This is a genomic window from Thermodesulfovibrionales bacterium, assembly GCA_035686305.1.
Lineage (GTDB): Bacteria > Nitrospirota > Thermodesulfovibrionia > Thermodesulfovibrionales > UBA9159 > DASRZP01.
This window is the reverse complement of record DASRZP010000002.1, coordinates 1-20,291: the sequence shown is the minus strand read 5'-3', so window position 1 is coordinate 20,291 and position 20,291 is coordinate 1. Positions and strand designations below refer to the sequence as shown.

General features: G+C 52.6%; 13 protein-coding genes. All 13 read right to left on the bottom strand.

The genetic code is table 11. The features are described 5' to 3' along the window. Complete coding sequence (gene wzy, locus VFG09_00105) at positions 1-1,497, bottom strand: O-antigen polysaccharide polymerase Wzy (GenBank protein HET6513541.1); 1,497 nt, start codon at positions 1,495-1,497, stop codon at positions 1-3. Further along, positions 1,482-3,074 carry a right-handed parallel beta-helix repeat-containing protein gene (locus VFG09_00100; protein ID HET6513540.1) on the bottom strand — a complete coding sequence of 531 codons (1,593 nt, stop codon included), beginning with the start codon at positions 3,072-3,074 and terminating at the stop codon, positions 1,482-1,484. The genes wzy and VFG09_00100 overlap by 16 nt, the downstream gene beginning before the upstream one ends. A gap of 222 nt (positions 3,075-3,296) precedes the next feature. Beyond that, positions 3,297-4,619, bottom strand: a complete 1,323-nt coding sequence (locus tag VFG09_00095; GenBank protein ID HET6513539.1) for a lipopolysaccharide biosynthesis protein — start codon at positions 4,617-4,619, stop codon at positions 3,297-3,299. Continuing rightward, complete coding sequence (locus VFG09_00090) at positions 4,620-5,714, bottom strand: glycosyltransferase family 4 protein (protein ID HET6513538.1); 1,095 nt, start codon at positions 5,712-5,714, stop codon at positions 4,620-4,622. It abuts the gene before it with no gap. Positions 5,715-5,731: 17 nt separating this feature from the next. Continuing rightward, on the bottom strand, positions 5,732-7,084 hold the full coding sequence (locus tag VFG09_00085; GenBank protein HET6513537.1) for a PIG-L family deacetylase: 1,353 nt from the start codon (positions 7,082-7,084) through the stop codon (positions 5,732-5,734). Positions 7,085-7,237: 153 nt separating this feature from the next. Then, complete coding sequence (locus VFG09_00080; GenBank protein HET6513536.1) at positions 7,238-7,795, bottom strand: YdcF family protein; 558 nt, start codon at positions 7,793-7,795, stop codon at positions 7,238-7,240. A 252-nt stretch (positions 7,796-8,047) separates the two neighbouring features. Continuing rightward, positions 8,048-8,761 carry a hypothetical protein gene (locus tag VFG09_00075; GenBank protein ID HET6513535.1) on the bottom strand — a complete coding sequence of 238 codons (714 nt, stop codon included), beginning with the start codon at positions 8,759-8,761 and terminating at the stop codon, positions 8,048-8,050. Positions 8,762-8,771: 10 nt separating this feature from the next. Further along, positions 8,772-10,538, bottom strand: coding sequence for a putative porin (locus VFG09_00070; GenBank protein HET6513534.1), 1,767 nt, complete (start codon positions 10,536-10,538; stop codon positions 8,772-8,774). 237 nt (positions 10,539-10,775) lie between these two features. Further along, complete coding sequence (locus VFG09_00065; GenBank protein ID HET6513533.1) at positions 10,776-11,732, bottom strand: archaeosortase/exosortase family protein; 957 nt, start codon at positions 11,730-11,732, stop codon at positions 10,776-10,778. A gap of 291 nt (positions 11,733-12,023) precedes the next feature. Beyond that, entirely contained in the window at positions 12,024-12,596 is a 573-nt protein-coding gene (locus VFG09_00060; GenBank protein HET6513532.1) for a hypothetical protein, read from the bottom strand. 40 nt (positions 12,597-12,636) lie between these two features. Beyond that, positions 12,637-14,517 carry a metallophosphoesterase gene (locus VFG09_00055; GenBank protein ID HET6513531.1) on the bottom strand — a complete coding sequence of 627 codons (1,881 nt, stop codon included), beginning with the start codon at positions 14,515-14,517 and terminating at the stop codon, positions 12,637-12,639. A gap of 412 nt (positions 14,518-14,929) precedes the next feature. After that, a complete protein-coding gene (locus VFG09_00050; GenBank protein HET6513530.1) occupies positions 14,930-18,940 on the bottom strand; it encodes an MBG domain-containing protein in 4,011 nt (1,336 codons plus the stop codon). Between the two features lie 456 nt (positions 18,941-19,396). Next, positions 19,397-20,089 (bottom strand): VPLPA-CTERM sorting domain-containing protein, encoded by a 693-nt coding sequence (locus VFG09_00045; GenBank protein ID HET6513529.1) that lies wholly within the window; start codon positions 20,087-20,089, stop codon positions 19,397-19,399. Between the last annotated feature and the right edge of the window lie 202 nt (positions 20,090-20,291).

Here is a 20,291-nt window from a genome sequence, read left to right as displayed (position 1 = left end):
TCATTTTCCCCTGTTTTTAAACATGATATGAAGAATCAATATAATCCCCGCCGATCTCATGAAAAGTATGTTTTGCTGCGTATAGCCTGTCTCGAACCGTATAATGAGCAGATAGATGGCGCTCACCAGAATCAGCATCCTCGAGACCGTTGCCTGTCCCCCCATGGCTGCACTGCCTCCTATGCCGCCCCAGAAAACGCCTGTGCACATCATGCCGACAAATATGCCGGCCCATCCAAAGTTCCAATACATCTCGCCAATGAACGAAGTCGAGATGTAGGTATTGGGATCCAAAGATACATGAAATTCACGGTTGAACAACTGCCCTACGCTCACCGTCGGCTTCCCTGGCCAGATGAGCCTCGGCACAAAAAAAACAGGTAGTTCCGCAAAGGTGTGTCCCCCCTGAAACTTCACGCTGTGGCCGGTCCTATTGATTATCATCTCCATTTGGGTCTTCAAATTAGTGCGCCCCGCAATAGACTTGATTCCACCAGCAAACCCGCCTGTTTTACTATCCTTTTTCATAGCTTTATCGAACAGATCCTCAGACCTTTTCAGCGATTTTGAGACTGATAACTGGTGTTCTCCTAGAACCGTCCGATAGGCATATGCGAGGGGGAAGAAAAAAACCAGGACGACAACTGCGACTATCAGCCAGCGAAGAGGTATCCGTCCGTCGTAAAGCCAAGTCGTGACCAGAAAGATTGCAATGAAGGAAACGCCGATTTCTTTAGAGTTGAGCAGTATGCCAATCGGCAGCTTGACAGCCGCCAGAGCCAAGACTACAAGCAACAGCCTAAAGCTTCTCGTCTTCAGATAGGCGTATGAAAGAAGTACCGCGGCGACCGGTTCCATCATGCGTCCAAGTACAATAAGCGACGCATTGAGCGAACTTCCCATATTGATTGTTTGATTATATGCAACCGAAATCTGACCTTGCCATGTGGCATATACCCCCACCGTGAAGCAAAGAAGTCCAAGTGCAACGATGTTTGCCGTCTTCCAATCGGCGCAAAGGAGGCTCTGGCCTTTTCGTCCGATCAATTTAGTCCCCCCTGTATATCCCAGGAATAGACAGCCGATTCCCAAAAGGATCGCCAGTTCGGCCGCGGTGAACAACCCGCCCGCAGGAGCCCTGTAGTATCCGGGGATGTCGAGAAAGTAGCTCGCGAGGTCATTGAACCCGTAGTAGAAAAAGAGAACAGGCCCGGTAACGACAAGAAGACAGAGCGGCCCATTGGATTGTTTCACCATAATAGTCGGCAGGCTGCACAGTGCAAAGAGCAGCAAAAGGTAAGCAAATGGATCATGACCAGGACTCGCGTTATACGTCTCAAAAGAAAGCAATATAACAAAGAAGATCAGATTAGCAAATAAGTAAAGCCCACCTCGACGCCCCTTTTTGATAACTGGCGGGGCAGGCTGAGCCTCTTCAATCTCAGAAAATGGCTGAATAATATCCAACGTATCGTCCATGTTTATAATTGCGGGCATCGAGTTGCAACCAGACTATTTGGCCCCAGTACCTTATGTGCGTCGGCAATTGTTGTAACCTTCACGCCATTCTTCCACTCAATGAATACATGTGAGTTCCCGCATACTCGATTGGATGACACAAACAAACGTTTAAACTCGGCCGCCCCCGGTTGAGCAAAGTAGAAAGGAGCAACCGCTGTATTTAAGAAATCGTTATCCCGAACATAATAATCATATGCAGGATCATCTGCGGGAGCAAAGACCAGTCCGTAAGCGCCGCCCGTGCATTTATTCCCGATGATCTTTATGTTATGCGAATTCATCACTGAAAACAGAATCTGGACGTTTGGATTGGTCGGTGTTAACTCAATGTAATTGTCTTCAATAACCAGCGGAGGCTGAAGCTTCATATTTCCTCTTACGTGTATTCCGGCGGCTTCGGACAGGACTATCCTGTTATGCCTTATCGTCGGAACGCCGAGGCGGTCGTCGATATCTACAAAGATCGCCTCAGCAGGACTCAACCATTTACTCCCCGGCAACCTGATGTCCTCGATCACATTTTCGGTGATCAGGGCGCTTCCCGAACCGGTACAGATGCCGCAGCCGCTGATTGCAAGGTGGCGAATGGTATTACCGCGTATCAGCACCCCGACGTTTTCGGTTTTGACTTCTATGCCGTCGCCATTGAACGCCGATGTCGGACCTTCGCCGCGCCAACCGAAATTGCCGTCGTGGAGGTCGCCGACCACGTTGCCGGTGATCTCGACTGCAGTCCTTGCAGCGTTTTTGCCGATATAGATACCTTCCGCACCGCTCATGCGGATTGTATTATTGCGGATGGCGATTCTGTCGTAATTCATATAGCCCGACAAACAGACAGCTGAAAAAGCATTGCCGACAAACATATTGTTTTCTACCAGCACGCTTCCCTGAGTCATTTTGTCTCCCTGCCACCAGACGCCGATCCCGTAGCGGTTTGCCAGTGCGATTTCGACGTCGCGGACCACCAGGCGGTCAATATGCGCATGCTTTATCTCGACCACATTTTCCTGTCTGCCGACAAAAAAAGTCTTTGTCAATGCACTGTCGGGGTTCAGGGGCTTGATGAAGAGCGTCTGTGAGCGCTTGTCATAATAAAAACGTCCACCCCAGATCGAGTCATCGAAGAAACGTTCCCACTCATCCCGAAAGTGTTCTCCGGTCAATGCCTCGAGGGATTCCACTCTCTTGTAAAACCTGTTTTCCGGCTCCATAACCAGCTGAACTTCCCAGTTTGTCCACTCTTTGCGGCTTGCCGGTCTCGGGAAATGTCTGGAGTAGATTCCGTTTCCGCGGTTTTGCCAGTCTGAAACCGCAACGCTCCCCACAAGACGGGGAGGCGCACCTGTGCCGTAAGCGCCAATAGTGAGATCAGGTGAGGTTACATCGATCATGACGTCGAACCACTCTCCTCCTCGCTTAAACAGCAGGACATCTCCGGCTAAGAACTGCTGCCTGTTTACACGATCCACCGTCTTCCACGGGGAAGCTTCTGCGCTGCCGGGATTCGCATCTTCACCGGCGATATTGTCCACATAATAAGTCTTTGCCACCGCGTTGACCGGCATCATGCAAAGATAACAAAAAAATACCAGATGAACCGCAACTCGCCCAAACAACGGTAACTGAAGAAAGCGGTTCTCGCAGATCCTGCAGATTTTCGATTGAGCTCTGGCCATCCAAATGATCAGACTTGTAGGTGGATGTTTTCTCTTCCTCATAACGTGGCAGAGAGGACCTCAAAGAGAGAAGGCCTGGCTGCGAGGTTGTCGACACTATGGAGAAATTGGTATATCTTCATTAATTTTGATTTTGCCTGAGTCCCCGACACACGCAGCACATTCCAGAGAAGGTTTCTTGATATTGAGTCTGGCCGCTATTGTTGTCATCAGCAACATCAGCCCAAAGTAAGCCGGCACCGCCATCGCTGCGCCGATCAGTCCAAAGAACTTGATACCGACAACCGCCAAGACGAGACTGACTGCCGCTCCTACCACCTGTACCATCAGAACTCGTCCGGTATATCCGTATGCGTAGCAGATTTTGATAAAAACATCAGCGAGAGCCAACAGCGCATATCCGCCGGCGATCCATGGCATGAGGGCAATCCCGCTCCGGTACTTCTCTGCCAGCAAGATCTTTGTTATCAGCGTGTCGAACAAAATGATACAGACAAACCCTGTACCGACCACTCCTGATACAATAAGCAGCCATTTTGCCAGTAGCCGATCGGCCTGCTCATGCATTCTGTCGGCTACCAGGCGATTGTAAAGAGGTCTAAGCGTCAATTCCACTATTCCAGAAATCATCGTAAAGGGTCTGCTCATGAGGCCGTAGACAGCTGAATATATCCCCGCCTGCTCCAAGCCGAGCATCCCCCCGATCAGATAACGATCTCCAACGCCGTTTATCCAGCCAAGCGCTGCCATAGGGATGAGAGGCAAAGAGTACCCGTTGATAACAGATCGAATAGAAGGGTCAGGGTGTGTATATGAGCCCGAGCCTTCGAGGCGGGTGGTGCAGTAAAAGATGCAGAGAATGACTGCGCTTGTGAAGGCGTACGCCAAGAGTATCGATACGGCGCTTGAACCAAAAAGCCGGAGCGCCCATATAGCTGCCATAGGTCTGCCCCAGGCCTCTCCGTTCGAGATCATGGCACACGCGGCCTGCCTGCGTGCGGCATTCAGCAAAGACATTTCAAATGTCCTCAGTCCGTCGAGAATTAGCAGGACTGCGCAAAGAAAAACTAACGTTACATCAACGCCAAACAGCCATGCAGCCAGAAGCGCGCCCACCGCCGCCGCTGACAGGCAGAGAGCAATTCTCTTTGCCAGAATATTCAGGATGGCGGATCTCAGCGTGTGACCACGTCCATTCGAATACTCGGGATAGTACTTCAACGCTGCCTGCATGACAGGTGACACTATCGTACCGAGGACCAGCGTAGTGCAGCCGAGCAGCAAAGCGACGGCACCGAATGTTTGCGGCACTACGAACTCAGTAAGTGCTCTAATACCTATCAGCGTACCGACCGCAGAACCAATCTGGCCGATTGACACCCACACCCCGTCCTTGATAAGTCTTCGCCTGTTGATCATTCAGTTCCTGGTCCCTGTTACGACAGTAAGCATCTCTTGAACCCTTACCTGGAAAGCCTCTTCGGAGAAGTAAGCCAGACCTTCCGGTATACGACGTTGGGCCTTTAGAGCATTCTTTACCGCTTTGAGAATCTCCTTGTTATCAGCCGGATTTACCAAAGCTCCCAGCTTACCATCTCTCAAAGCCTCCCGGCCTGCATCAGCCCTGCTGCCGATTACAGGGATTCCGCACGCCATTGCCTCCAGAAAAACAATGCCGAAGCCTTCACCGCGACTTGGCATCACATAGGCATCCGCAAGACGATAATGGTCTGCCTTCTCTTCCTCGCGGACAAATCCTGCAAATACGACCCTGTCTTCGATCTTCAGCGTCCGTGCCTTCTCCGCGAGTCTCGCCCTGTCAGGTCCGTCACCAGCTATCAAATAGACTATGTCGGGTATGTCACGGGCAATGTGGGGCAGCACCTCCAGAACTTCGTCAAAACCCTTGGCACGTTCTTGAGAATCAAGGCGCCCCAGCGTCATCAGAACAGTCTTACCCTTCAGCCCATAGCGGTCCAGCAGTCCCTCGTTCTTAGGCCCCGGCCCGAATGACTCGAGATTAACGCAATTGGGAAGTATGTAACAGTTGACTTTTCCCAACTTCGCCCATTCGCGAATGCGGTTCCTCGTATATTCGCTTACAGAGATCAGGGCGTCAACCTTTCCGACGAGATGATTGGCCAGAAGACTTCTGGTCGGCTTCCAGGCGTCGACCCCATGCACCACCAGTGCGAGCGGCCTGCCTGTCAGCCACCGGCAAACGCATGATAAGGGGAGCAGGTTTATATGGCCGCAGATGATCAGGTCAAAATCGCGATTGCGGGCTGCGATTCTCAGGGTCGTGGTGATAAACCGCGCCTTTCTGTTCAATGCTTCGGTCACGTGTGTAAGCTTCTTTGGAAGAACTCCCGGTGAGTTGGGCATGATTCGCGGAATTGCCACGACTTCCTCCACGGTTGAACAAGAGCAAAGCGCTGTGAGCAAGTCACGGTTAAACTTTGATATTCCACCATAACTGCCAAAGGCATCGGTTATGAGGCAAAGGATTCTCATGCGCGCCCTGCCACACGCTACCCGGTTTTGCGGTATTCATCGTATTCAGCAATAAGGTTCGCGGCATCGCTGAAAGGATGGACCATAAACAACTCGTTGGCGTGAATTCCTTTTCTGTAATAACTGAGATCAAAGTCCGAATCATTTCTGATGTAGTGCAGAATGTCATGAAGGATGTCATTCCACATATCCGCCAAAGTCATATCTCCTTCCAGGGGAAGTTCTCTCAGGTCATGCATGGCGTCGAGCGCAAATACTTTTTCCACCTGCTGTTGTGTAGTCAGACTGTAAGAATACACGCTTTTCAATCTTTTCGGATGCGAAAAGAGCGGAGGCAGCGAAGTGGTAGCGCCTCTTCGCCCAAACGGGTAACGATTAGTATGAACGTAATGATTGCTATAGAGGAAGATCTGTCCTTTCTTTTCCGGTTTCACTCTTTCCAGCGCCTCCAACACCGCCAGGGACGAATATTCGTGGTCTCTATTTGAATCCAGGATAGGATGCGGCGTGACGATAATGTCAGGGTTTATCTTCTTCAGCAATATACTCAAATCGGTGACCAGACTATTCCACGTTGCCTTGGCCCCTGAATCAGACAGTGCGGCAACGTTAATCTTGCGGGATCGAGTTACATCCGATGTCTTTGTGTACTTGCTCGTGTTTTCCCTTTCAGGAGAATTGTGCATTGCCTCAAGGGATCCATCAAAATAGCCCAGGTTATAACATCGTACGGGGCTTATCCCCCCGATCATCGGAACGGTTATGCTGTCGATCACCCTCAGCTTTGCCTTCAGCTGATATGATGCGGCCTTATCCTGTCCCGGAAAATATTTTGAATATCTCGCAGCACCTGCGCTCCCATCGGTTATGGTAACGACATACGAATCCCTGTTGCTATAAAACCCGAACGCCGCTATTTCGGCATCGTCCGGGTGCGGCGAGACCACGAGAATTTTCTTGCCCGATATCGTCGGGTTTCTGAACAGCAATAGCTGCCCATCCTGACTTTCCCAGGAGATATGGCGCCCTTTGATAAGTACCTTGTCCGGATGGTGATCAGACAAGGAGCTTAGATTTATATACCGGATCCCTTCCGCTCCGATTTCAAAGTACTGCCTGAAAGACTTGTCGCCGTGGGACACTTCTATGAAAGGTCTGTTGATTTCTCCCGATAACGTGGGGTGCACTCTGATTTGCAGGAAACCCGTGTCCCAATTCACAGGTATCGGGGGAAATAAGACATAATCCTTAGAGATCTTTGCAGTCGTGCGGTGCAATACGTCCGGATCTTCCTCAAACTGATAGCGGTAATCCGCCTTCACGTCATACCAGTACTCGGATTTGAGATGCCTTATATACAATATCGTCATCGCCAGCAAAGTGACTAACAGAAATATACTTACCGTTATTATTTTCTTGTGTTTTGTCAATTGGTATGTTATTCTATGCTGAAGATTTTTCGTGGTTATGGTAATTTTTGATTCCCTCAATGTGATTCGCTGACAACGCGACGAAGTATCAGCTTAACCTACAAAAAGAGAATACAGACCGAACCAGCAGATCTTAAGATACTCCCGTATCACGAAGCCCCAGTCGACCTGGTTCACCTTTCGCAGCCCGCCCGGCACGGCTTCATATCGTGTCGGGACATAGGCAAACGACCGGGCCTGCTCGCCGAAGACCTTTTCTGAGATCATGCGGATGCGCTTCATATGATACGGGGAGCTGACCATGATGGCTGATTTGAGTCCCAGGGCGTCCATCATCCTCTTCGCCCGAAGAACTTCCACATGCGTGTGTTCATAAAACCGGGGAAAGTGCTGATAGCCCATGATGACGGCATTCTCTTTCGAGGTATCGACGACCCACCGGGGAGAAGATGGAGGCGTGAGCACGAGATGGGATGACGGAATGATGAGATACCCCGCATACCCTTCCTTGCGGAGTTCATAGGCCTCTTTCTTCCTGGCGATGTCACCCTCGAAGACGATGATGGCGTCGGATCTGGTCGGCTTGTCAGCACAGGCCAGGTAATGAGGGGCATAATATATCGCGGTCCCCGCCAGAAGTATAAATGCCATAATCAATATGAGCCACTTCTTTTTTCCGATCCGCATGCGTTATCAATCCGTCGAGTACTTTCTCTTTTTGGGGGGAAGTCTTCCGGCACGGCCAGTTCTTTTCAATGCTCCGCCCTCTCGGTCACAGTGCCTCAAAAGGACAGAACCGGGAAGGCCTTTGTTATTCTCTATGAAGCCCGGAGAGACCGACGATCAGGCGTTCCCCCGCAATCAATACCGGTCAGTCTGCTCCAATTTCAGATGTCTGAAGCATTACTCGCCAAAATCCTTGCCGAGGTGATTCTTCTTGACCCTCTGTTGATCGATCCTTTCATGGTACTTCTGAACGAACTGTTCCAGCTCGACTCTCTTGACCTGTGTCAGGGGCTCTTTGTGCTTAAGGACCGTTCCAAACCCCTTGTTCTTATATTCCTTTAAGAGCTCCTCTGCAATGATACAGAGCTCGGCATTATTCGACTCGCTCGTATCGAGATCCTGACTCATCTTTCTCAGCTCTGCCTGAAGGGCCTGTTTCTCACCCGCTGTCCTCTTGAGCTCATCGGCCAGGTCCCTATTCTTCCGTTCCATCTCCTGGACCTCTCTCCTGATGCCGTCGGAAGCAGCACGTGCCTCGCTTAATTCCTTCCTGGTCCTCGCACTTGATTCATCCGCTTCACCGAGTTTCTTTTCCGTCTTTTCCATCTGGTCCTTCAATGTCCTCGCCTGTCCTGCCAGGGCCTGCTTCTCATTCTCGAGCTTATCCAGGTCGCCCCGGAGTCTCTGTTCCACGGAATAGGCTGCCTCGTTTCTTTCCTCCACAGCTTTTTTCTGCAGAAAGGCGATCCTCTTGTTTGCCTCTTTGATCTTTTCCTGAAAAGCCGTTTGCTCCTTTGTGATCTGGATATGGCTTATGCCCAGTCCTGCAATCAGGCCGGCCATCAAGGCAACGGCAGGAATCATTATCTTCGACCAGGCAGGCCTTTCCATCCCCTTCCCCCTAAAATCTCACGTTAAGATCCAGCTGAAGCACATCGATGGCAAGCTTCGGTCCGTTGATCTCGTTAGACGACATCCAGCGAAGGGTCGCCCAGGTGTTCTTCAATAATCCAACGTCAGCCCCCAGGATCCATCCTTTGGCGTTCGTGCCTCCAAGATGGAAATCAGAATCGGTAAAGGCGTCCACGACGGCATCGGCCCCCAAATACTTATAAAGGAGGTACACCTTCCACTTGCCGAACTCCTGGATCGCCGGATGACCCACAGTCAGACCGAGTTGAAATCCAACGGTTCTCTGAGGGGGATTCGGGATCCCCGTCCGCCGGGCCACATCAGGCTTGTCAAAACCGAGGTTCTGGACAAAGTCTCCAAGGAACACGACGTGCACAGGGTCCCAGAAACCGATATCGACGGTACCTATGAGATTCAGTTCCTTGAACTCTGAGGCGTAGGCCGTCAGCACGGTCGAAGGGTCTGCGCTGATATTGAACAAGGTGTTCCCCTTCTGCTGGAACAGAGGTGCTGTCCAGTTGTTGGCGCCGGGATTCTCAGGGGTGTTGCGGATGCCGTTCATGTTGGTGAAATAGTAATATGCTGCCGCGACTTTGGTCGTTATGCCCGACCGGTTTTTCGTCTCGGCTCCCATTTGTCCTGCCGCGAGCCATTTGCTGTGCTGTGTGAAATCATTCTGCTGCAATGGAAACGCACCGACAGTAACAAAGGATGTCCATGATTCGTTGAGGGGAAAGTGCGTGTTCAGGGCCACGCCTTCAAAGTTCAGGTCCCTTGCCCAGAGGAGGTCCGACGAAAACCAGGGGTTCGGGATACGGCCTCCGTACGCGGTGAAGAACTCCGATGGCTTCCACTTGAGATAGGCCAGGTCGAAGAGGACGTTGTCTTTGTTCATGAAGTCCCCGATGATCGAATTTGTCGAGACAGGGTTCGATGAGTTTCCTGTAGAAAGACGGGCAACTGCCTCAATCTGCTCATTCACGTCCACGGCTACCCCTGCGCGGACCCGGTACTTGTAGCGGTCCTCGTTAATCCTGGTATTCATAAGCTGACTCGGGTTGGAGGGTTGAGCGAGTTCAGCGTTGTTCTGGTCAAAGCGATCGGCTTCATAACGCAGGCGCACGTCACCGCCGAAGCGGACCCGCTTGGCCCACTCAGGAGCTGATGCGGCCAGCTGAGCTGCCTTACCCGAATAGAGTTCCGCAACTTTCTGTGTAACGTCCGATAGTTTGTGGTTCAGCTCATCGATCTGTTCGCTCTCATGGACGCCTGTCCCTTTCTCAGCCTCCATCGCCTTCCTTTTTTCCAATTCTCTGGCAACCTCGTCCCGTACGTCGGTCCTCAGTTGCTCCTGCACGCCCTTCTTTACCTCCTCGGTGACGTTCGCGGTAATCTTCTCCATATACTCTTTGTCTCTTCTGTCGGAAGCGATCGTGGGGACCTTCTGACCGGCCGGCCCGGTTACATAGGTGCGGGTGAATCTGGTAGCCTCTTCCTCGCTGAGCATCTTCTTATTCTTGAGCATCTCCACCAGGGCAGCGAGACCCTGATCAGGGGCTTCTTTGCGATATTCTTTATGGAAACGGTCTGCGTCATCCTGAGTAAGCATCCCCTTCTCTTTCAGAAGATCGACAAGGGCGCCGACGCCCTCCTCAACGCTTCCGGGAGCATGGTCCTCCCCGAAAGCGAAACTTCCCGACATGACAACAATTCCCACGACGGCAGCCGCCACAAGAACGGTTATAAATCCCTTCATGGATGCTCTCTCCTCACCACGTTTCCGCTTTTCACCCCACGGTCAATAGCCCCCCTTGAGGTAACCCAAATGCGCACCTTCCGCGTGATCATGAAATTATGTGTGTTGCTGAGGAATCGTGAAACAGCTTCGTCTTCTTTCTCGCATCATGTTAGCATTGTGATTGTTAAGGGATTATGACAATACTGTTTCAATTTGTTGAAGAATTCTTCACAGAATGTGTGTCTCGCAAAATCATTAGGGATTTGCTGTCCGTTGACTGCGAATGAGCGAGTACAATAAGATCGCAGGGACCATGTACTGCCCGACTACGAGGAGCGTCAGGTCCACTGGCAGGACAGCGGTAGCATTGAAGTAAGCAATCAGGACGTTGTCGATTCTGTGAAGAAGATGAAAGGCGACAAGGGCTCCGAGTCCTATGGCGAGCCCCCTGATTCTCATCGCACCCGGTATCTTTCTGGCGGCAAGGACAAGGGATACGGTGATGACGATACTGAAGGTTTCATAGTAGACGCTCGTATCGTGCGCAAGCTCGACGCGGTAACCGAACAGTGAGAACCCGATGAGCATGAGGCGGTCCAGGCACCAGATGTACCAGTGATGGAGCCTCAGCCAGACAAGAAAAAGGCATCCTGATATCAGCGCGAAACGTCCGAGGAAGCCCGCCGCTTTCATGGCAGCACCGGCCCCGGTCTTCTGCCTCTCAAGCCATTTGAGCCAGAACAGGCAGACCATAATTACCAGGAAGATGGTGAATACCTGCCCCAGGTAGGCGTGGACCACATCGAAGAGCCTCCGGTCATGGAGGCTGACGACATATGTCGCTGCAAGCCTGACAAGATTGCCCAGATAGAGCGCGGGTATTCCCATGACGAGACCTACGGCCTTCTGAGAGAGTGCGGCAGGATGGAAGGCTATGAAGCAGGCAAAGAGGCACGATGAAAAGAGCGGCGTGCATTCGGGAATGATCCTGAATGCCAGCCCCCCCCCTGACACCGTGTCTCGAACGGTGGTGACGGGAAAGCCGAGGACATTGAGGAGCATACCCAGGGCGGCGGCGGTGTGCTCATTCACGGTCCCGGTCAATGAGGGCGGAAGGGAGTAAATTGCCCAGTAGAGGCCGAGGCAGGAGAGCGTGAAGGCGAGGGCGAATCGAAAACGCCCGGACCGGACCCAGGACCACAGAGTCGCCATGTCTTGAGCATGCTGCTTGGCGCCGGCCCGCCTTTTATCACGTTTTCCTCTCCGTTTCTTTGGGGCCATATGCTCAGGTCCGTTATCGGCACTTGGCTATGTATGAGACAATTGCACGGAGAGTATAAGCGGTTATTCTTTACAGAGTGATGAAGGGCACGTTAAGGTTTTGTTAAATTGACCGGCGCAAGTGAGAGGGGGTGAAACCCACTGAGCTGATTGGCGGCATACGCTTAGGACGAGGCCCTGCCTCACGGCAGGGCCTTTCCGTGCCAAGGACCACCAAAACTCCTAGATCCGCGCTCTTCTCCGAACGCCGATCAGTCCCAGGAGACCAGAGCCAAACAGCCATACCGCCGCCGGGATAGGCGTCGGGGTTGCGCTGACGTCGTCAAGGTGAAATACGCTCTGATCGTTCTGGAAATTGAATGTGAGAGTTGACATGCCTAAGTTGTCAGAAATTGCCGTAAACTGATACTCAGTATAGACGGAAGCTAAGGTGAGATTTAATACGGGGCTGACATTCTGGATGTTACCATTCCAGAGCACCTGAAACACATTGGTCGAATCCTTATAATCGTTCGCAAGCCAGAAGCTGACTTTGTATTCGTTGCCACTTGTAGTTGCAAACGTCTGCGAGAGCGTGCCGGCAGTTCCATATGTTCCCAATTGAGCCTCAAAATTCCCTGAATGTTGAGTGCCTGAATTTAACACTATTGCCCAGTTATTGAGTTGATCTACCGACCAGCCGGTGAAATCGCCGGTCTCGAAGCCGCCGTTCACAAGGTCCGCGCTCGCGATACCGGTCTGCGCGCCGAGGGAAAGGAGTGCCATTGCTGCAATCACAATTATCTTCTTGAACATGTTAGTTTCTCCTCTTTTCTTGATCTAAATTTTGTGCCCGCTATTTCTGAACCACAGCGAACTGTCCGGAGCCGGTCGTGTTGATGACGACCCAGGCTGTATGAGTAGCAGGATCAACTCCATACGTACCCAACGGGTATGCGCTATTCCAGGGACCAAGGATGAATCTTTTTCTGCTGGTGCCGACGTTTTGATTAACCGCATCCACCCAATTCCCCGTCCCATCCTTCGTGCTAAGGGTGACGATATGGCCCTGGTTGATAGTATCGGCGGTTACAACTACAGACGGATCATATGTCATGGAGAGGGCAAATTTGTCTGTAGATGCTGCCCCGAGATCGGTCATGCCCCAGAGGTACAGGACATCACTAATGGTGTCGGTAGTCTTTGCCGCCCAGCCGGTGTTCACGGCCTTCGTCAGAGCTTTGTTGTAGTTCGTCTTAGCGCTGCTGTTGTTGGTCCCGGAGAGTATGGACATGGAAGTGCCGAGGAAGCCGTTTTCCATTGTCGTGGCCTTGGTGGTATCGTCAGTCATGGCATATGATCCGCCTTCGGCAACCAGTTTCTCTATGCCGTTCAGGCTGTATCCGGTGGTCGAACGCTTCACGAAGGTGAAGGTCGGGGTAATCTGCTTGGGATAATTAGTAAGATCGTTCGCCCCATAAGGATAGTTACTGTCTGACTGCCAGTTGCCGTGGTTGTCGGCGTAATAATCGATGGTCACGCGTGGCCCATCAACGGTGAAGATATAGTAACCGACACGGGCCAAGTCCTGCTCAACCGGCATATCATTGGACGAAACCGGGAGTGTCGGGGTATAAAATTTGGAACTGTCTGACTGGGCGATGAGCTGATGGACCTTGCTCTGCTGGTCCGGGCTGGTCACGATAGAATTGTAATGATGGTGATCGTGGCCTGAGATCATGTACTTGACCTTATTAGCCTGCAGGAGGGAAAGGAAGGTGTTTTCGTTCGCCCGCTTTTGTCCCACGGTAAGGCCAGGCGTGTTGGAAATGTTCGTGCTGTCAGCAAGCGTGTTGGGAATGCCCGTGACAGGATCAAGCGCATAGCCGTCACCAGGATCGCCGCTGGCATTGCCGCCGAACATGTTGTCCTTGTGATTCCCGCCCAGGATGTTCTTGTGAGTGAAGGCGAAGGCGTGGGTGTTGGCAGGACGTCCGGAAAGCGCATCGCTGATCCATTGCTGCTGATCAGGAATGATGTGGCTGGTGTAGTAGTCGGTGGACTTGAACTGGTCGAGTATCATGAATGTCGCGTTGTCATACTGGAACGAGTAAGAAACACTGTTATTTGCTGTGTTCGCAGTTGTGGGATAGGAGAAGTCTGAACCGACGGTGAAAGCAGAACCCGTTGCGACATCAGGCGGGAAACTAGTTTGAACGATCGAGGGAGAGATCAGGCTGATGGTGATGTCTGACGGGGTCATGTTATTTATGCCGGCGTTGCTCAGGACGTACCCGAGCTGCGGATAGGCATGCCATAAGTCTGCGTCAGAGGTCGCATAGGTGCCGTTGGCCGCCTCGTGGTTGCCGCGCATAGGATAAAAGCCGATACCAGCGTTATAGAGGTCCTGGGAGTAAAGCGCCCGGACATAATCATTGGCCTGGCTCCCGGTGTCAACCATGTCACCCATGGCAATGACGAATTTGAGATCGTGCGTGCTGTTATTGATGTTGATGAACTGCTGGTTAATCTGCTTAATGATACTGGCCGGTATGGTGTTGGGGTTCTGATTTGCCGGGTCTGCGGTAGTCCACTGGGTGTCGGATATTATGCCGAACTTCCAGGGTCCCGCGGCCACCACTGCGAACGAAGATGGTACGCTGACGGATATCGTAAGAACCAATGCAACGAGTAACACCCCTATTTCCCGTGGCCAAAATCTCCTTTTCGTTATCATAAGATGTTTCTCCTCTTTCTATAATAGATTATTCGTTAATAGATTATTCGTTTTGCTTCTTAACAACGTTAACTGCCACTTAGGTTCTCGTAGCGTCCCTCCTTTCCTGTCATTTTTGCGTTTCTCCGGTAGAAGACGCCCCGTTTAACGATTCTTTCTTGGGCTCCATTCTCTTCTATCCCCCGGGTATCGCCTCAAACATTATTAACAGTTCAAATAATATTTACAGATGTGCTCCCTATTATTGGTTATGCCCGAGATTCTTAGTCAGGCATCCATTCTGTTCAAAGTGGATTCCTGCCTTCGCGGGAATGACGGCCAAGAATATGCAGACTATTATGAGACCCTTAGTAAGTAGTAAGTATTAATTAGGTCGTTATGCTGATTCCTTCTCTTTCAGAACAACACGGCATCAATGACGGCTGCGGCGCCTCTGAGCCAGGTAGCCTCCCAGCGCGACTGCCGCGACCATGAAGCCCCAACCATTGAGAGCCGGCACCGCTGAAGGCGGCGCTGCCTGTGAGATAGTCATCGACCCTGCGGCTGTCCCCTGATAATTGGGGTCATTGACTGTAGCAACCACGCTGTAGGAGCCAGGACCGGTTGGAGGCGTTTGCGAACCGTTATAGGTGACGGTCACATTGAGGCCGGGAGGATCTGTCGTAACAGACACACTCTTGGCTGAACCATCGTACGTGAAGTTCATTGTGCCGAGTGAGACAGAGGCTGCGGCTTTGCTGATTGTCAAGGTTCCTGTTGCGGCCGCGCCTATATAATTCGGGTCTGAGATGTTCGCAACCACCGCATATCCTCCTGCTCCGATCGGGAGTGTTGAGGAACCGTTGTAAGTGACGGCGACGGCAAGGCCAACCGGTACTGTAGTGACGTCAACGCTCTTGGCTGTTCCGTCGTAGGTCTGGTTCAGGTTACTGATGCTGATGGTAGCCGCGCCCGGACCGATGGAAAGGGTGCCGGTTGTCGTTGCAGTGTTTCCCCCCTGGGTCGCCGTCGCCGTCACGGCATAGATGCCGGGGTTCACCGGCAGGGTTGGGCTGCCGTTGTAAGTTACACCGTACGAAGTTCCTGCCGGAATAGTGGTGACAGTAACAGCCTTCGGAGAACCATCGTATTTCTGATACAGACTGCCAAGGGAGATGATCGGGTAATACGCAGGGGTGGCACTATAATGCGTGAAGGCCTGGGCAGCCGCTGGCGCAGGTTCGACATTATTGTTACTGTCGGTCGCCCGGCTGTAAAATTCATAGTAGCCGTAGCCCTGAGGGAAGGTGAACGATGTCGAATATGGCGGCCCTCCCATAATCGTAACGTATGACGTCCACGGTCCCCAGGTCGCGTTGTCCGACGAGTAGCGATAGAAGACCTGTACCTGCGTAATAGTGGCCGAACTCGCGGTTGTGGCCACCTGGAGATTTGGTTTGTTGCTGCTGTATTCTTTCGAGTCAAATTTATAGGACGGTGCTGTTGCGTCGGGTGATCCTTCTGCCACAGGCTTTACCACAAGGGAGACGAGCTTGTTGCCGGTCCATTTGGACTGGACAAAGGCAGTAACATTCCAGTTGTACCAGAGGTTATACGTGCCTGCCGCCAATGTCTGAGTATCGAGGACATCGCCGAAGGCAGGCTGGTTGTTCCAGGTGATCGATCCGCTGCCAGATTCAATCCATGTGTCGCTCTGGCCGCCGCGAACCTCAGTCGGCAGCGCTGCACCAGCTACCCCCCAGTTATAGAGCTGAAGCGTAGCGCCGGTAATGCTCGCGCCTGCCGGGATACTTGTAAGGTCGAACCTCAGCCAGCCCCGTTCATTGCCGTAAGTGCTCGTGGTGCTGCTCTGGATATAGATGGTCGTGCTCGTGCCGTAGTTCGATGTCGGTCTTCCGCTGCCGACGTATGAATCTGCAACCGGCGTGAGATTATAAAGCCCTGCACCTACGCTAGCGGTAACGCTCAAGGTTGCCTGTGATGAGACCGTGCCCGCAGGTATGGGATCCATGTGAGACGAAGGACCGGTCATCGGCGGAAATGTTGCAGTGGTCACTACTACGTTATCACAGCGGAAGCGCAGGCCGTAGCTCTCCATTGTCGGAATGCCTGAGATCAGCAGCATGTCGCCAACACTTCCCGGCAGGGTCTTGGCCGTGTATGCGGTAGCGTCCATGATCGTGATGGTGGTGCCGTATTGATCCGCCACAGTATTCGTGCCCGTTTTCTTCGCAATGAACTGCACATAGTGGTTCTTATAGTTGTCGTTCCAGAAGGAACTGATGGAAGTCATGAACGTCGGCTTGCCAAGGCTCTCGTCATGGCCCACGATCTTGAACTCGCTGCCGTCGCCATAGATCCCTTCCTGGTCGACAAACTCGGGATCGCCGCCATAGGAGCTGCCTTTGCCCCATGTCTCGATGATATCACCCGGTTTGAGCGCACCGGTCTTGAAGCCGAGAAAGCTCCGATAAAGCTCGTTTTCAGACAGCCGGTTCGCCGGGTTGATCGTGCCGTCAGCGTTGACCATGTCTGTGGGAACCTGTTTGCTGCCCCGGCGCGCCAACGTCTCCGGCGTCGCGCTTAAAAGGCGGATAAACGCGTCATCGTAAACCGGCTTCGTATCATTGTCGTTCATCATGGTGACAACAGCACGGTAGCCGCCGGAAAATTCCGTATTCAGGTGATAGCGCGGCCCACCTATCCTGTATGGATTAGCTGCAGTGAACTGACGCATATAGTCCACGATACCGTCACGGCAGAGGACCGTCGATGTGAGCGGACTAGTATCGGACCACGTCCAACCCGTCGGCGGATGGGCATACATGTAACTGTTGATCGCCACGGTGTAGGTGTGGTTCACATCAATCGGCTGCCCATTGAATTTGGCGCTTGACGGGATACCGTCGAACGCGGTAACGTCCAGGCCACTCGAAAACCCGGCATCCATATTGTTTTCTTTGACGAAGTTGATGATCTCCTGACCGGTCATGTTGACACGGTAGAAGACATCATCACTCCAGGGAAAGGTTTCATAAATCTGAAGATAGGTAACGGGTCCGGCAGGGATGTCGGCGCGAACACCGCCGCCTGTCTCGAAGGCAAGGTCGCACTGGCCGAAGAGTTGCGCAGCCTTCCACTGCATGGCGTCGCAAATCCATTGCCCTGCAGTATTATTGCCGCTCCAGGGATATTCCTCTAAAGACCACCATTTCATCTTATTGTCGAGCAGGAGGTCGCTTGCGGTGTAGCCCACAACCTCATCGATAGGATGTCCCGGATGGACCTCATCATACTGGGCAATGAGGTTGTCTATGAAAGCCTGTACATCAGAGTCGGGCGTGATATCCGTATTGCGAAGCACGTGGTTGGTCGCGCTCACGAATGCGCCGGTATCGGTGATATCGATCTCGCCAATGTATTTCATGAAACTTCCGGCCTCGGTGAAGATCGTCTTATAGTTGAGCATATACGGCTGCCATGCGGCTGATTCCGCCCAGGTATGCCAGTGGCCGGTGACCACAACCTCGGGAAGTCTGGGCGTCACCGTATCGACGAGGATCGGCGCAGCCGGGTCAACCAACGCACTGTGGCCGATATGGGGGGCAAATACGACCACATCGCAGCCCTGATTGCGCAGGTCGTTAACGTAGTCCGCAATGTGGCATCCGGTCCCTGATGGCGGATTGGGCGAGCCGGCAGTATTCCAGTCACAAGGGACGACCTCCAGGGTGTTCGAGAGGGAGGCGCCTACTTCAGCCGCAGAGGTGGTGTAACCGAGGATACCGATTTTCTTGCCGTTGATGGTGACGACAGTGTAAGGGGCAAAGTGCGGCATATGGTTAGAGATATCCCGGACATTCACAGACAGAACCGGCGCGCCCGAGGCCTTGAGGTTATCGAGATTGGCGATGTAGCTTGCGTCACGAACATCGTGGTTTCCGACCACCACCGCGTCCATGCCGCGGCCACGCTGGGCCAGCAGCTTCTTGGAGAGCAGCTGGTAGAACTGGGTCATGCCGCAGTTGCTGCTGATGGTGCCTGGCAAAAGGGGCGCACAACCGCCGATTGTGTAGTTCCCGATGGTAAGGGGGCTCGTGCTGCCGCCGAAGTCGCCGATGGGGTTGCCTTCCGAGATGTCGCCTGCATCGATCACGAGTGCTTCCGGATTCGCAGCCGTAAGCTGCAGCATTTTTCCGGCAAGATATGCAGCACCGCCCACGTCCTCGAACTGGCTGTCAGACGTCCCGTGCGCGGGTACGATCATCTTGTGAGGCGTCAATCTGGCATGCGTGTCATTGACATGGAAAATGGTAACGTTTGCTTCGGTCGCGGTGCCGGCCGTCAGCCCGAACGCAACGATAATGAAAGCAATGAAGAGATTCTTGTGTTTGATTGCCGGCAGCCGCTTACAGAAATTCATAGTCGTCCTCCGAAAGAGTTCAATGCTTGAAAGAACCGTTATGGCAGTTCCCTGGCCTGAGCCGGAACCGCAGCCAGGACATCTCCTCGAAGCAGATTCCGCAGCAATTATCAGCCACTACATTCGGCGTGTCATGGTCAATTAGGAGCAATCCTAGAAGAGGCTTCAGTTTCTTGGCGCTATTAGCTGTCTCCTCTTCGGGCCCCACGAGAGGTTCAACGACTCTCCCCGAAACTCATTCTGCTCAGTTCCAACCAGCCGAATATCTGAGAGGGCCTCGTAAGACCGGTCTCGCCAGCGTTACCATCTTCGAGATACCCGGAATTCTCTTGACAGGCTCTCCGTTGTTCGATCGGGATGCGGCCTCGCCCTCACACGACGTGACGTGTCTTCCTTTTGGGCCTGTCTTGAGCAACTTTCTCATCGCGTCTTTCCTCTGCCGTAGCGCTTTCAGGACTATCTGTTTGACCTTCTCCGAATCCCCACCAGACCGACCAGACCCGACCCAAACAGCCATACCGCAGCAGGGATGGGGGTGGGGTTTACAGTTCCGATGATTGAATCGTAATAGTATGTACCGCTGCTGTTATAGTCGCTTACACGGAAGGTGCCGGCCGATGTTGTCGTCGAACCATTTGCAGCGTTGGTGCCGATTTGTTCTAAACGGAACATGTAGGTCCCGGTTATTGGTCCCAGACTGCTGAGGTCGACCACGCTATTAAGATACGTTGCGTTCCCCTGAGTGAATGTGTTAAGCAGGGTTTGGTGGGCGAAGTTGTCTGATGAACCGTACAGTCCCATTGTTCCCGGGCCGTACGCAGAGGAGCGCGTTGCGATCCAGAGATTACTCAGACTTGCCTCGTATCCGCTCGCAACCGTAAGACCAAACTGTATGTAGTCGGTCGCCTCACCTGTCCATCCGTTGGAATTCAGAGAATTGGCGCCGGTGCTGTCAGTGAGCAACCCGGCCCCCCTCGTCATATCAATTGCCGTAAGGTTTGTAGAACCGGTCCCGGGAGTCGATGCCTGCTGTCCTGTCTGGCCATATTGGTTCCAATAGGCGATCGCACCGGGGGCGGCAATATCAGCCCTTGCCGTCCCTGCCGCAAACAAGACTGCCATGCATACTGCTGCGATTAACTGCTTCATCCTCTTTTCTCCTTTGCACCTCAAAATATCCATTACTGCCGATGGCAGTGGTTTTTTGGAATCGAACGCCCAAAATAAAAACCCGGGTCGATCCAATGACCGGATCGATCCGGGTTCCCTGTGTCCTTTTCGCTTATCAGGTCAGCAAAGTGCCCGTGCTTTGCAACAAGAGACTAACGACTGCCGGAGATCATTCATCCTT